Here is a 13,400-nt window from a genome sequence, read left to right as displayed (position 1 = left end):
GAAGCTGAAATCCCCATCTGGCTCGGGGAGGTGCCGGCAAGCCCCGAAGAGATCGGCGCCGTCCTGCGGCCTTACGAAGATGAAGGCCGCTGGGACATGGCGCCGTCCGACGGCGCCGGTCAGAAGCGCAAATCAGTGCCCCCAGGCAGGACGACTTGTTCTGACAGTATGGGCGCTGCAGCCCGGCCGGCAATCCAGCAGGAACGCGGCGCCCTTTTTGGCGGACAGCTCGCAGCCGGCATGATCGGATCTTACCGGCCGGGAGGAATGGAGGCGGTCTTCCTCCAGGCCAGCGTGCTTCTTCCCGGTCGGTAGGATTGGCCTTGTCGAAAGGACTGCATGCCAGTGTCTTCCCGGCCGGGACAGTGCAGGCATGATCCGAAATGCAAAAGACTTCGGGCAAATGGCGGCCCAGGCGCGCAAGGGCCTTGGTATCACCCGGCGCGAACTGGCGCTCGCCATAAATTCGGGTGCACGCTTCATCGCCGACCTGGAAGCGGGCAAGGCGACGGCGCAGCTCGGCAAGGCGCACGCCGCTGCGCAGGCTGCGGGGTTGCGGCTCGGGGACAGTTGCGGCCATGCCGGCAGGCGGCGCCATGCCGGATACCTTCGTCGAGGAAATTTCAGGGCGGCGCCACCAGGGCCTGGTCCAATCCCGATGCGCCGGAAGAAGATCCGTCTGCGGACTGATACAAACCCGCGCTGACCCTCATCCAAGAGCCCGGTCCCGGAGACCGATGGACATGATGGTCCGCGGCTGATTGCTGAATTTGCTCCAGGCTTCGCAGCATGGGGCGACGATCTGTTCGTAATCCTTGAAGACGCGGTTTGAGAGCCAGTGATCGCGCATATACTGCCAGATGTTTCGGGGCCGGATTGAGCCCGGGCGATTTCGGCGCCAATGGCAGGATGGTAATGTTTTCTGGCACACTGAGTTTGGGCGTCGTGTGCCAGCCGGCCTGATCCATGATGATGACAGCATGTGCGCCGGGGGCGACAGCCTTGCTGATCCCGGCGAGGTGCGAGGTTCACCCCGAAGGTATTGCTACCCAAGGCAGGACCAGCCCGGCGCAGGCGCCGCGCGCCGGGCAGATCGCGCCAAAGGCGAGCCCTTGTGCGCCATTGGCCAGAGGACAATGGCGAGCGGCCCATTTCGTAGGCTGATCATGCGGGGCGATGGGGCGAGTGCCGCGCCGGGCCCAGCGCCCGTGTGATCTTGTTCTTCTGCCCGACGCGCGCCTCGTCTTAAACCAGATTTCCAGCGCGACGCCGGAACCGATCTTTGCCCCGATATCTTCCAAGGCTTTTGGGAAGTTTTTTTGAAATCCTCCTGAGCGAGCCCATTGGCCGCGGGTCTCCAACGACAACCCCTTCTCAGAGGCCTTGTTCCGGACCTGCAAATATGGGCCGACATGGCCGACAAAAGGGTTTGCCTTGACCGGGGAGGCACGTCTCTGGGTGAAAAGCTTCGCAGCCGGGTACAAAACCGAACATCACCACAGCGCCATCCGCTTCGTCACACCCGAAAGGCGTCACTGCCCCGAAGATCAGGCCCTGCTTGCCGGACGCTGCACGGTCTGCCAGGCAGCCCGTGAAGGCCGTCCCGCCCGATGGTCCGGCAAGACCCGAAACTGGCAACCTGCCGGCTCGGTCTGGCCGGGCCCAGAACGAGAAGGTAACGGGAAAGAAGGTCAGTGGGCCGACGACGCGCTCTCCCGAAAAGCGGGCGGCGGCGGCCCACTGACCGGGCACAAAACACGCGCAGCTTAAAATCAATCCGAACGGCAACTCCGTTGACAAACACCCGCAGTTAGGCGTTCACGAACCGAAGTCTAAAAGATATATCCTTTATGGCGAGGATGAATGGCCACACTATTTGACAAGCTCTGGGATCTCCACCGGGTTGCCGATGCGGGCGAGGGGTATGATCTCCTGGCCGTCGACCGGCTGCTCCTTCACGAGCGCACCGGCGGGATCGCACTGAAATCGCTGCGCGATCAGGGACTGGAAGTCGCTGATGCGTCGAGGTGTTTCAGCTTCATGGACCATATCGTGTCATTCCGGCCGGGACGGGGACGAGATGACGCCCGCTCGCCGGGCGGGGAAGCCTTCATCCTTGAAACGCGGGCGCTCGCCGCACAGGCGGCAATAACCCTCATCGACACGGACAATGCGGACCAGGGGATCGTGCATGTTGCCGCGCCGGAACTCGGTATCGCCCTTCCGGGATACTCAATCATGTGTCCGGACAGCCATACCTGCAGCCTTGGTGCACTTGGGGCACTTGCCTGGGGCATCGGATCCAGCGAAGCCGAACACATCCTCGCGACCGGGACGATCCGGGTCCAGAAACCGCGCCAGATGCGGATACGGATTGCCGGGGCCCTGGGCGCGGGGATCACCCCGAAGGATCTCGCCCTTTATCTCATTGCCCGCTATGGGGCCAAGGGCGGTAACCGCTGCGCTATCGAATTCTGCGGCCCCGCGATAGAGATAATGCCAGTCGAAGGCCGGCTGACACTTTGCAACATGGTCGTGGAATTTGCCGCCTTCACGGCGCTGATCGCACCTGACGAAAAGACGCTCGATTTCGTCCGGGGGCGGCGTCTGGCACCTTCCGGCGACATGCTCGCAGCGGCTGAAATCCACTGGCGCAGCCTCGCCTCTGACGCAGATGCCGCATTCGACGAAGAGCTGACCCTGGACGCCGGCGAGGTCACGCCGCAGGTCAGCTGGGGCACCAGCCCCGAGGAGACCCTCGCACTGGGGGCGACCATTCCCCATTCTGCGAACATCCGGGCACTGAATTATATGGGGCTCGCTGCAGGACAGCGCCTTGAAGGCCTGCCGATTGACGGCGCGTTCATCGGGTCATGTACCAACGGCCGGCTGAGCGATCTTGAACTGGCCGCCGAGCAGCTTCGTGGCAAACGGGTGGCGCACGGCGTGCGCGCCGTGTGCGTGCCCGGATCGAAAAGCGTCAAACGCGCAGCCGAAGCGCGCGGCCTCGACCTTGTGTTCCGCAAGGCCGGTTTTGAATGGGGCGAACCTGGCTGCGCCATGTGTTTCTATGCGGGCGGCGAAACCTTCCCGCCGGGCGCGCGCGTTATCTCTTCGACGAACCGCAATTTTGAAGGCCGGCAGGGGCCCGGCGTAAGAACCCATCTCAGCAATCCGGCGGTCGTTGCCGCGTCTGCTGTTGCCGGGCGTATCAGTTTGCCGGATCCGGGCCTTTTCCAGGAGGATTCCGTCTGATGCCCGACCCGCTTGTGATGCATGCCGGATATGCCGGCGCGCTGATGATCGACAATATCGATACCGACCAGATCATTCCCTCGCGCGAGATGCGGGCGGTCAGCCGGGAGGGCCTTGGCGGCGGGCTGTTTGCGGGCTGGCGCTACGAGGACCCTGGCGCGCGGCTGGAAAAGCCCGGCTTTGTCCTGAACCGCGCGCCGCGCCCGTCGATCCTCGTCTGCGGCCATAATTTCGGATGTGGTTCTTCGCGCGAGCATGCAGTCTGGGCGCTCGCCGAGTATGGAATCCGTGTCATCATTGCCAAGTCGTTCGGCGAGATCTTTCATGGCAACTGCCTGCGCAATGGAATTCTTCCGGTGACATTGCCCGAGGCAGAGGTCGACCGGATCGCCGCCAAGTGCGACGGCGCGATGATGGACGTCGATGTCCGTACACAGACAGTATCAGCCCCCGGTCTCCCGGGCTGGACCGGCAGGTTCGAAATCGGCGCCTTCCCGAAACGGCTTGTCCTTGAAGGTCTTGATCCGGTCCGGCTGACGCTGAAGGATGCGGGTATCATAGGTGAGTTCCTGGATGCCGACCGGGCGCGGCGGCCATGGGTCTACGCCTAGGACGTCTCTGCTGAGGCAGCCAATGACCCGTCCGCCGTCTCGACAATACCGGAACCGATCAAAGCCTGGATTTCCTCGGGCAAGAGCCCAAGGCTTTCAAGGATGCTGCGCGACTGGGCGCCGGCGCGGGGCGGATTGAGGAAAAGGCCGGGACGTTCGCCGTCAATCGCAAGGGGCAGGGCGGGCAGCGAGACCTTGCCTCCATCCGGGAGCGTCATTTCGAGCAGTCCGCCTCCAGCCAGAAGGTGCGCGTCCCCGAACAGGTCCTCCGGACGCTGGATGGGCGCAAAGGGAAGACCCGTTTTTTCGAGTTTCGACATCAGTGCCGGCTTCGTGAACCCGGCAAATACTTCGCGGAGGCGGGGTATAATCTCCCCGCGCCGCGCAACGCGGGCATTGTTGGAGGCGAGCGAGGGGTCGGCGCCCCATTCTGCGAGCCCGAATTCCTTGCAGAACGCCGTCCACTGACTATCTGACACAACGCCAACGAAGACTTTTTCCCCGGCCTCCACATCAAACACGTCATACACGGCCCAGGCCGAAATCCGGGCCGGCATGGGCGCGGCGGGTTCGCCGGTTACCGCAAACTGGGCCATGTGCTGGCCGACGAGAAAAACTGTTGTCTCGAAAAGCGAGGCGCTGATGTGTCTTCCCTTGCCCGACAGGTGGCGGTCCTGAAGCGCAGCGAGAATGCCGATGGCGCCAAACATGCCGCCGGTGACGTCGATGACCGAGGCGCCGGCCCTGAGGGGGCGCCCGGGCGGGCCTGTCATATAGGCCAGACCGCCCATCATCTGCGCGACTTCGTCAAGCGCTGTGCGGTCCGCATAGGGCCCGTCAAGGAAGCCTTTTTCTGAACAGTAGATCAGCCGCGGGTTGCGCGCCGACAGGCCCGCATACCCAAACCCCATAAGGTCCAGCGCGCCGGGCCTGAAATTTTCGATGAAGATGTCCGCCTGATCGATCAGCTTCAGGGCGATCTGCCTGCCCCTCGGCGACTTCAGGTCAATGCAGAGGCTCTTCTTGTTTCGGTTATACATCGAGAAATAACCGGCGCCCGAGCCCTTCAGAGTTCGGGTCTTGTCCCCCCCGAGAGGTTCAACCTTGATCACATCGGCGCCAAGATCAGCGAGCACAAGTCCGGCTGCCGGACCCATGACCATATGCGTAAACTCCACCACCTTTAGGCCGGCCAGAAGCCCGGTCGCCGAAGTCATGCCTTTCATCCCTCGTCCTGCCCGCAAAAGGGCTTTGAATCTGCAACGACTGTCAATAGATATATCATTTGAAACCTACGTCACTCCTCCGCCGGTCGCAAGGAACTCTGTTCAATGACGCAGTCCAAAGTCCTGATCAGTGAAGTTGGCCCGCGCGACGGCCTGCAGAATTGCGGTGCGGTCATGCCCACGGAGGCCAAGAAAAGGTGGATTGGCGCGCTTGCCGCGGCGGGACTGAGGGAGATTGAAGTCGGCTCCTTTGTCTCGCCCAAGCTGCTGCCGCAGATGCAGGACACGCCGGAGATCACACGCTTTGCCAAAACGATTCCCGGTCTGGTCGTCGCGGTACTTGTGCCAAACCTCAAGGGCGCGCAAGCCGCTGTGCAAGCAGGCGCCGACAAGATCACGTTGCCCCTCTCGGTCAGCGAGACCCATTGCCTGCGCAACATCCGCCGAACGCATGACGAGGTCATTGAGGATGCCCGCGCCATTGCAGCCCTGGTCAAAGGAACCGGTCCGGGCCGGCGCCCGCACTTTGAAGGCTCGCTGTCGACTGCGTTCGGTTGTACCCTCGAAGGGCCGGTGCCAGAAAGCGTCATCCTGCGCTGCGCTGAGCGGCTGATGGCCGCCGGCTGCGACGAAGTCGGTCTCTCCGACACGACAGGCTATGGCGACCCGGCAGCCGTGCGGCGCCTGATCCGCGCTGTGCGCGGCGTCGTCGGCGCGCAGAACCTGACGGGAATCCACCTCCACAACACGCGCGGTCTCGGCCTTGCCAACGTGCTGGCCGCCTATGACGAAGGTATCACCACCTTTGACAGCTCCCTCGGCGGCCTCGGCGGGTGCCTGACCGCGCCGGGCGCCAGCGGCAATGTGGTCACCGAGGACCTTGTGTTCATGTTCGAAGCCATGGGTGTTGCGACCGGCGTTGATCTGGAAGCCCTGATGGCGACCCGCAGCATCGTGTCGGCGGCCTTGCCCGGCGAAGAGCTCTACGGGTTCACGCCGCGCGCCGGGCTCCCGCTCGGGTTCCGGCCGGCGCGAGCAGCCGGCCCGGCCGTCTGAACGGGCCAGATCAGATGAACAATCTTCCGGCCCTCCTGACCCTGATCGGATACTCGGCATTCCTTGTCGCTGCCGGCGTCTGGGCTTCTCGCCGCGCGGTGTCTCCGGACGGGTTCCTGCTGGGCGGACGCGGTCTCGGTCCCTGGGTTGCGGGCCTTGCCTACGCCGCGTCCAGTTCGAGCGCCTGGGTGCTGCTCGGTTTCTCCGGGTTCGTCTATTCATCGGGTCCGTCTGCGCTCTGGATGATACCGGGGATCCTTCTCGGTTATGCCGCCGTCTGGCTCTGGGCGGGACCGGTCCTGCAGGCCGCAAGCCGCGAAAAGGGTCACCTGACCCTGACCGGCTTTATCAGTGAGCCGGCAGGGCCACGCATGGCGCGCTGGATAAAAATTGCCGCATCGGCGATGATTGTGTTCGCCTTCGCCTATTATGCCGCCTCCCAGTTCCAGGGCGCCGGGACTGCATTTGACAGCCTCTTCGGCACCGGCATGGCCGCCGGGATCCTCCTCGGGGCGGCTGTGATCGTCGCCTATACTTTCCTCGGCGGCTTTATCGCCGTCTCCGTCATCGATACCTGCCAGGGCATCCTGATCGGCGTTGTGGCGATCGTGCTGCCGGCGGCCGGGTTCTTCGCGGCAGGCGGGCTGGACGGCCTGAACGAGGCTGTCGGATCGGCACCGGAAACTTACCGGGACGGTTTCGGCGGGCGCGCCGGATGGGTGGCCGGCGGGTTCGTGCTCGGTCTTTTTGCGACCGGTTTCGGCGCGCTTGGCCAGCCCCACCTGATTGCCTGGATCATGGCAGCCCGTGACCGGCGCGCGCGCGTGACGGGCGCCGGGATCGCGATCGCCTGGGGCCTTATCGTCTATACGGGGATGGCGGTGCTCGGCCTCTCCGCACGGGCCCTGTTCGGCGCGGATGCGCCGGCTGAAGGGGTCTTCCTCCGGCTTGCCGATGATCTTCTGCCAGGCATTCTTGCCGGCATTATCGCTGCGGCCATTCTGTCGGCAATCATGTCCACGCTCGACAGCCAGCTGCTCGTGGCCGGCGCTGCCATCAGCCATGATCTCGGCCTTAGCCGGTTGCTTGGCGGGCGCGATGTCCTGGCCTCGCGTCTCGCAATCGTATTCTTGTGCAGCGCAGCGGTCGCCCTGTCGCTCGTGTTCCCGGCGTCGATCTTCGATCGCACCCTGTTTGCCTGGACGGCCCTGGGCGCAGCGTTCGGGCCGGTAGTCGCGGCGCGGGCACTCCGGCTTGCGGTCACCGGGACCGGGGTGTTTGCGTCCCTGCTCGCCGGGTTCGGGGCAGCGCTCGCCTTCGAATTCTGGCTTCCTTCCGGACCCGGCGCCGTCTGGGCACGTACGCTGCCCTGGGCGGCGGCGTTCCTGGCGCTCAGGGCCGGTGATCTTGCGGAGAAGTCGCACGCCGCCCACCATACGAGGCTTGGCGAACAGGGCTAATCATGTCACATATCAAATGATATATCATTTGGAGGGAACTGATGATCAATCTTCCGCGTACCGCTGCAGTTGCGGTCCTGGCTTTCATGCTGGGCGGGTGCGCTTCGACCGGCGAAGCCCAGGTTGCACGCCTTGATCCGGCCAATCCGGCCGATTCGCTGACGATCGGACGCAAGGTCCAGTGTTCGACGGTCGATAACGAACCGGTTGTCTACTGGTGGCACGGGATCGCCTATTCCCGCCGGCAGGGCGAGAAGGATGTCCACCTGTTCGACGTTGAAGGCATGAATATCCGCGCCTGCTCGTCAATCACCGATGAGAAAGGCAACAAGGGTTACCACCTCGTGTCGCGCGAGATCCTGCTCTATCTCGACAAGGAGACCGGCGAGGTTCTGAAAACCTGGGACAATCCCTGGTCGGGCGAGAGCGTCAATGTTCTGCACGTCGCCAATGATCCGGTGAACTTCAAATCCTTCGAAGTCGGACGTGACGGCCAGCCGGCAATCTGGGGCGGCGAAATCATGGGGCAGCAGTGGTGGTACCGCTCGACATTCCCGCTCTGGTATCCAAACCCCCTCGGCGGAGATTTCCAGAAGGAAATCGGCGGCACCTACCACGCCACCGAAATGTTCGACTTCTTCGGGCGCACGGACGATATCCTCGATCCAGGGACAAAGACGGCTGAGGTCTGGGTGGGCTGGGCACGGATGGCCGACTGGCTTCCCTGGATGGCGATGAACGGGCGCGAAGGCCTGATGTACATGCATACCGCCGGCAAGAAGCTCTCCGGGATCGACGAACTGTCGGATACGATGAAGGCGGAGATTGCGGCCAACTATCCGGACTATGCCAGCCCGCCGCCGCCAGGCGATCCGCGCGCCAATATGACAAGCTGGAAATACTTCCAGGGTGTGCGGGACGGCACGATCACGCCGCCGGCACGCTGAGACGGCAAAGCCGCAGAAAAAAGGCAGGCCGGAGAAGCACTGGAGAAGCACTGGAGAAGCACTGGAGAAGCCCTCCGGCCTGCCTGCTTTGCCGCGTCGGTCAGGCCGCGGTCAGAATTCCTGACCCTCATAAGCGCCCCAGTCGCGCGTCACGAACCGCTCATCGACCAGTGTGCGCTGGAAGAGGCGGTCAGCCTTGAACCATTGCCAGACGCGCGAGCGCGATTGTCCGTCATCGGACAACTGGATCATTTCGTAGAGATAGAGATCTGGCTCGCCGGTACGTGTCCAGTTGAGCATCGTGGTCCGCTTGAAATCGTCCAGCGCCACGTCGCAGGCCCAGCCGACAATGAATTCATTGTCCCATTTGAGGCGGCCCTTTTCGACCGCGGCCGGAAAGTCACGTACCTCGCGCCGCCCATCGGGCCAGCGGTAATGGTTGGTCTGGTGGTAGGGGTGGCCGGCGTCTGGAAACCTGCAGATCAGCCGCGACTGGTGCTCGTCGGTTTTGTTCCCCACCGCATCGAATTGGCGGTAACAGCCCTCCCAGACGCCTTCATGGCGGGCCAGCAAAGGCATGATTTTCTTCAGTTCATTTGATGAAACAGTCTCGGCCACGGCCACCCCTTTCGCTGGATTGAACTGTGCCCGGAATGACACGCGTTCATCAGAAATGTCTTGTTTCGGGTCACAAAGGGGCTTGCCAAGCCCGGAAACGCGACGGAAGGTAAAAGATATATCATTTAAGCTTCATGTCGAGGCTCATGTTGACGCAGCGGGGAGATCACAGATGAAGAAGTGCTTTTTGATGGCAGGCGCAGCCGCCTTTGCCCTCTCGGTCCAGGTGGCGCCGGCCATCGCGCAGGAGGTCGAGGACGAGGGTGAGCTGAAGCAGGACACGATTATTGTCAGTGCCCGGAAAAAGGAAGAAAGCCTGCTGGAAGCGCCTGTCGCGGTGAGCGCTTTCGACTCCTCGGCAATCGAAAACCTGCAGCTGGAATCGGTAGATGATATCGCCCGGTTTACCCCGGGGCTATCTTTCTCGAAAGCTTTTGGCCGCTCGACCGAGCGCCCCGTTATCCGCGGACAGTCGAACGTGCTTGCCGGGGTCCAGTTCGGCGTCGAATCCGGTACGGCCTATTTCATCGACGGGGTCTATTACTCAGGATCAATCCAGAACCTCGATCCCAACGACCTTCAGCGTGTCGAGGTCATCAAAGGCCCGCAATCGGCCCTGTACGGACGAAATACTTATGCCGGCGCGATCAATTTCATCACCAGGGGCGGCGCGGATGAATACGAAGGATCCGGTAAGGTTCGATACGGCACCAATGGCACGCGGGAATACTCCGCCTCGCTCGCAGGACCGTTGCTGCCAGGCCTGACCGGGCGTCTCTCGGTGCGCGATTATGAGTATGGCGGCGAGCACCGCAACCTCGTGACGGAGGAACTGGTTGGACAGGAATCCACGTTCAGTCTCTCCGGCGTGCTTGACTGGAAGCCTGTCGAGAGTTTCGATAGCCGGCTTCGGGTCAATTTCACGGAAGACCGGGACGGAGCCCTGCCGCTCTTCCTCCAGACCGCTGAACAGAACAACTGCCTTCCCGGTTATCGCTCGCAGGCTTTCTGGAGCCGGTCCGGCAGCACGAACCGGAACCAGTACTATTGCGGGGTGATCGCCCCACAGCCCGTGCAATTGAACACCGGCCCTGACGCAGATGGCATCCCGAATCTCATTCCTGGGGTACCGATCAATGCGACCAACGTGTTCCTGCCCAGGGCTTATGGCCTCACAGATGGCACCGCCTTCGACGGCATTGCGCGCGACCTCTATGTTGTCTCATCGATCAGCACGCTCCGCTTCGGCGATACCGGTTGGGAGATGGGGCTCCTCGCCGGCTATTCCGACGAGCACCTCAAGACCGGTTACGATTCGGATCACTCGCCCGTCAACTTCTTCCTGTTTGGGCCCGCGGCGGAGCCTTTCTTTGCCAACACTAACCGCAAGGATATCGAGGATTACAGCGCCGAGTTTCAACTGCGCTCGCCGCAGGACGCGCGCCTGCGGGGCATGATCGGTCTCTATCTCTACGACCAGCTTATCAATGAAGGTGACATCACCTTTGCCAACCCTTAGGGACGCAACCTCGACAATGGCAAGCGGACGACCCGCAACGAAGCCGTGTTCGGCCTCTTGGAACTTGACGTTACAGACCGCCTGACAGCGACACTTGAAGGACGCTACGCCGAGGAGACCAAGACAGATCGCACATCTATCGCCACGCCGCGTGTATCTTATGAAAAGTTCACACCGAGGCTTACCGTCGACTACGATCTTAGCAATGGCGGCACGATTTACGGCGTCATCGCTCAGGGTGTGAAGCCCGGCGGCATCAACGGCGCAATTGGTGAGGCTGTTGGCCTGCCGACCTACGAACAGGAAGAGTCTGATAATTTCGAGGTCGGCGTGAAGACGCCGCTTCCCGATATCGGTGCGGGTGCCTGGAACCTTACCGTCGCGGGCTATTTCACTGATGCCACGAACGTCCAGCTGACCTCGGCCGTCGCCGCCACCAGCGGCGCGATCACATCGATCGCGACAAACCAGGGCGCGGGAGAAATCAAGGGGATCGAGGTAGACCTGACTGGTGCGGTCAACGATATCCTGAGCGGCGGCGTCAACTATGCATGGACCGACGCACAATTCACCGAAGGGTGCGACGCGGATGAATGGATCCTGACGTCAGGCGGCGGAAACTTCACCAGTCCTGCCAATCAGACCGGTAACAATTTTACCGGCCTTTTCCCGGGCTCGGGGCCGGCTTCCTGCTCGATTGCAGGACGCCAGTTCCCCCTCACTTCCGAGCATCAGGCCAGCGCCTTTGCGCGGGCGGATTTCCGGGAGGCCGGTCCGTTCGGCTCTGACTTCTTCATTTCCGGCGACGTAACTTATGAAAGCTCGAAGTTCGTCCAGGTCCACAACCAGGCCGAGACGGGCGCGGCGACGATCCTTGGTGCGCGCTTCGGCTTCGAGACCGACAAATGGACCCTCGCGGCGTATGGTCAGAATATCAATGACGAGGACTCGATCGCCATCGCGACCCGCTGGCTGCAAGGGCCCTACTTCTCGACCGGGTTCAGCCCGAACACCGCGCCTGTGACAGCGTCCCGGTCGGCGCCGCGTGCTTTCTTCGGATCGCTTCGCCGCGGGCCGCAGTTCGGGGCTGAGCTGCGTGTCCGCTTCTGAGGCGGAGCGTTCTGTTGCAACTCGGGCGCCGGTTCTCCTGAACCGGCGCCCTTTTTCTGGAGGAAGCGAACATGATGGCGCGCTGCCGTAACCTGCTCCTGATCCTTTTTTCGCTGCTGGCCGGCGTATCGACGCCTGGCGCCTCCGAAACCCGCCCCTCCGCACCTTATCTTTCACGCGACGAAGACGAACTCGTCCGTCTGCTGACGGGAACGTGGAGCAATGATCGACAGGTTTTCTTTGCTGCGGAAGCGGGCCATGACGCGGCGCGCCTTTCGCCGCTCCAGGTCCTGGTCCTTGCGCCGGAAGAGGGCGTGCCCGGCCGGCTCAACTCACGCCGCGAAACGCCGGGTGCGGCGCCCGAGGCCTGGTTTAACGCTTTCAGAGCGGACGAACAGGCGGGCGCTGTCGTGCAGGAGATCCTTCATACGGATGGTGCAGCGGCGGGTTGTGAGATCTGGTGGACGCGGGCGGCCGGGAGCTTTGGCGGCACGGGCCGCGGCGATGGCTGCAGCGCGGTGTTCTCGGCGCCGGAAGGCGCCGGCCCGCCCGCAATCAGCCTGTCAGTGTCCGCTACCGAATTCCAAGTCCGGTCCGCACGGGCCGGCGCTGTCATTGACCTGCAGATGCGCCGCGCACGGCCATTTGTCTGCTGGGCAGGCGTCCTGAAAGGCGCCTCGCACGGCGACAGCGGGGCCGGGCTGGCAGACTGGGACTTCCGGAGGGGCGTCTCCCTGCATGACCAGGGCGGCGAGGCTGTCATCGAGACGACCGAGACGCCGCCGCGCCGCATCCGTCTGAAGCTGCGCGATGTGGATTGGCCGTTCGGCGACCGACGCCCCTCCCTGACGCTCTACATCCATGAAGCCGATGATGCGCGCGCTGTTTCCTATGCCTGGACCGAGGGCGGCGCCGACAGGATCGGAATCAACCTGCGCTGGATACAGGCGAGCTGTACCCGTGCGGACTTGGACGGCTAGCCGGCTGCCGCCTCTGCGACTTCGAACGCCGCGCGTTCTGCTGACTCCATCGCGCCTTCCATACCTGTGTGCAGGTAGGAGAGGTGCTCTCCGGCAAAATGCAGGCGCCCGGACGGCGCGCCCATCTGCTGCGCCCAGGCGGCGATCTGGCCGGGCGCCCAGTGCGTGTAGGCGCCGCCCGAGAAGCTCTGGCTTTCATCCCACCGTACAACTTTCAAGCCGCGCACCTTTGCGCCCCGCAGTTTCAGGAACGCAGTGGCCGCAAGGTCAAACCAGCCCTCGTCCGAGAGCCCGCGTCGCACGCCGTTGCCGTTGACCCAGCAGGTCAGGCTCGCGATCTCCCCCGCCTCATCATGGTTTGCAAATACGCGTTCGATTGCCGTGTCGGTCCACATTTCCGCGGGCAGGCCGTCCGCCTCCCAGAAATGTGTTTCCGGGGCTAAGTGGATCTGGTGGATCTGTGTGTAGGGAAGCGCGTTGATGGCTTCCGCGCGCAGCGCAGCAACCGGATCTGCGTTTGCGGGACTGAGGATGACGCTGTTTCGCATGGCGGCAAAGGGCAGCGAACAGATAACATAGGGCGCCGTCAGGGTTTCAGCGGGGGTGCGGATTTCGACA

General features: G+C 62.9%; 12 protein-coding genes and 2 pseudogenes. 11 read left to right on the top strand and 3 right to left on the bottom strand.

What is annotated here, in order from left to right; translation table 11 throughout:
- From WEA77_RS13235 to leuD, 5 genes and pseudogenes are all read left to right on the top strand, one after another.
- Nucleotides 1–315, top strand: a 315-nt coding sequence (locus tag WEA77_RS13235; RefSeq protein WP_368068353.1) for a hypothetical protein, incomplete at its 5' end; no start/stop codon positions are given.
- Between the two features lie 58 nt (nt 316–373).
- Nucleotides 374–706, top strand: a complete 333-nt coding sequence (locus WEA77_RS13230; RefSeq protein ID WP_368068352.1) for a hypothetical protein — start codon at nt 374–376, stop codon at nt 704–706.
- 641 nt (nt 707–1,347) lie between these two features.
- A pseudogene (locus WEA77_RS13225) lies at nt 1,348–1,671 on the top strand (IS3 family transposase); the annotation flags it as partial.
- 192 nt (nt 1,672–1,863) lie between these two features.
- Nucleotides 1,864–3,255, top strand: a complete 1,392-nt coding sequence (locus WEA77_RS13220; RefSeq protein ID WP_368068351.1) for a 3-isopropylmalate dehydratase large subunit — start codon at nt 1,864–1,866, stop codon at nt 3,253–3,255.
- A complete protein-coding gene (gene leuD, locus WEA77_RS13215; RefSeq protein WP_368068350.1) occupies nt 3,255–3,866 on the top strand; it encodes a 3-isopropylmalate dehydratase small subunit in 612 nt (203 codons plus the stop codon). Before WEA77_RS13220 ends, leuD begins: the two co-directional genes overlap by 1 nt.
- On the opposite strand, the gene WEA77_RS13210 is transcribed toward leuD, so the two are convergent.
- Nucleotides 3,863–5,083: a CaiB/BaiF CoA transferase family protein gene (locus WEA77_RS13210; protein WP_368068349.1), complete on the bottom strand. Its 1,221-nt coding sequence runs from the start codon at nt 5,081–5,083 to the stop codon at nt 3,863–3,865. The two genes, leuD and WEA77_RS13210, sit on opposite strands and share 4 nt — an antisense overlap.
- Before the next feature lie 114 nt (nt 5,084–5,197).
- On the opposite strand from WEA77_RS13210, the gene WEA77_RS13205 reads away from it, so the two are divergent.
- Genes WEA77_RS13205 through WEA77_RS13195 form a run of 3 tightly spaced genes read left to right on the top strand, consistent with a single transcriptional unit; the run spans nt 5,198 to nt 8,555 of the window.
- Entirely contained in the window at nt 5,198–6,148 is a 951-nt protein-coding gene (locus WEA77_RS13205; RefSeq protein WP_368068348.1) for a hydroxymethylglutaryl-CoA lyase, read from the top strand.
- Between the two features lie 14 nt (nt 6,149–6,162).
- Nucleotides 6,163–7,608, top strand: coding sequence for a sodium/proline symporter (locus WEA77_RS13200; RefSeq protein ID WP_368068347.1), 1,446 nt, complete (start codon nt 6,163–6,165; stop codon nt 7,606–7,608).
- A 41-nt stretch (nt 7,609–7,649) separates the two neighbouring features.
- Nucleotides 7,650–8,555, top strand: coding sequence for a DUF1838 family protein (locus tag WEA77_RS13195; protein WP_368068346.1), 906 nt, complete (start codon nt 7,650–7,652; stop codon nt 8,553–8,555).
- A gap of 111 nt (nt 8,556–8,666) precedes the next feature.
- On the opposite strand, the gene WEA77_RS13190 is transcribed toward WEA77_RS13195, so the two are convergent.
- On the bottom strand, nt 8,667–9,134 hold the full coding sequence (locus WEA77_RS13190; protein ID WP_368068345.1) for a DUF3598 domain-containing protein: 468 nt from the start codon (nt 9,132–9,134) through the stop codon (nt 8,667–8,669).
- Between the two features lie 211 nt (nt 9,135–9,345).
- On the opposite strand from WEA77_RS13190, the gene WEA77_RS13185 reads away from it, so the two are divergent.
- From WEA77_RS13185 to WEA77_RS13175, 3 genes and pseudogenes are all read left to right on the top strand, one after another.
- Nucleotides 9,346–10,692: a TonB-dependent receptor gene (locus tag WEA77_RS13185; RefSeq protein ID WP_368068344.1), complete on the top strand. Its 1,347-nt coding sequence runs from the start codon at nt 9,346–9,348 to the stop codon at nt 10,690–10,692.
- A 24-nt stretch (nt 10,693–10,716) separates the two neighbouring features.
- Nucleotides 10,717–11,802: pseudogene (locus WEA77_RS13180) on the top strand (TonB-dependent receptor); the annotation flags it as partial.
- A gap of 71 nt (nt 11,803–11,873) precedes the next feature.
- On the top strand, nt 11,874–12,782 hold the full coding sequence (locus tag WEA77_RS13175) for a hypothetical protein (RefSeq protein ID WP_368068343.1): 909 nt from the start codon (nt 11,874–11,876) through the stop codon (nt 12,780–12,782).
- Here WEA77_RS13175 and WEA77_RS13170 read toward each other — a convergent pair.
- The coding region (locus tag WEA77_RS13170) for a flavin monoamine oxidase family protein (protein WP_368068342.1) at nt 12,779–13,400 on the bottom strand (622 nt) is incomplete at its 5' end. The genes WEA77_RS13175 and WEA77_RS13170 overlap by 4 nt on opposite strands.

This window comes from Hyphomonas sp., from assembly GCF_040882205.1.
Lineage (GTDB): Bacteria > Pseudomonadota > Alphaproteobacteria > Caulobacterales > Hyphomonadaceae > Hyphomonas.
Note: the sequence above shows the minus strand (reverse complement) of the source record. Positions and strands in the feature narration are given on the sequence as shown.

Coding starts and splice junctions, on each gene's coding strand:
- WEA77_RS13230 (WP_368068352.1), top strand. CDS start 374: ATGATCCGAAATGCAAAAGACTTCGGGCAAATGGCGGCCCAGGCGCGC.
- WEA77_RS13220 (WP_368068351.1), top strand. CDS start 1,864: ATGGCCACACTATTTGACAAGCTCTGGGATCTCCACCGGGTTGCCGAT.
- leuD (WP_368068350.1), top strand. CDS start 3,255: ATGCCCGACCCGCTTGTGATGCATGCCGGATATGCCGGCGCGCTGATG.
- WEA77_RS13210 (WP_368068349.1), bottom strand. CDS start 5,083: ATGACTTCGGCGACCGGGCTTCTGGCCGGCCTAAAGGTGGTGGAGTTT.
- WEA77_RS13205 (WP_368068348.1), top strand. CDS start 5,198: ATGACGCAGTCCAAAGTCCTGATCAGTGAAGTTGGCCCGCGCGACGGC.
- WEA77_RS13200 (WP_368068347.1), top strand. CDS start 6,163: ATGAACAATCTTCCGGCCCTCCTGACCCTGATCGGATACTCGGCATTC.
- WEA77_RS13195 (WP_368068346.1), top strand. CDS start 7,650: ATGATCAATCTTCCGCGTACCGCTGCAGTTGCGGTCCTGGCTTTCATG.
- WEA77_RS13190 (WP_368068345.1), bottom strand. CDS start 9,134: ATGCCTTTGCTGGCCCGCCATGAAGGCGTCTGGGAGGGCTGTTACCGC.
- WEA77_RS13185 (WP_368068344.1), top strand. CDS start 9,346: ATGAAGAAGTGCTTTTTGATGGCAGGCGCAGCCGCCTTTGCCCTCTCG.
- WEA77_RS13175 (WP_368068343.1), top strand. CDS start 11,874: ATGATGGCGCGCTGCCGTAACCTGCTCCTGATCCTTTTTTCGCTGCTG.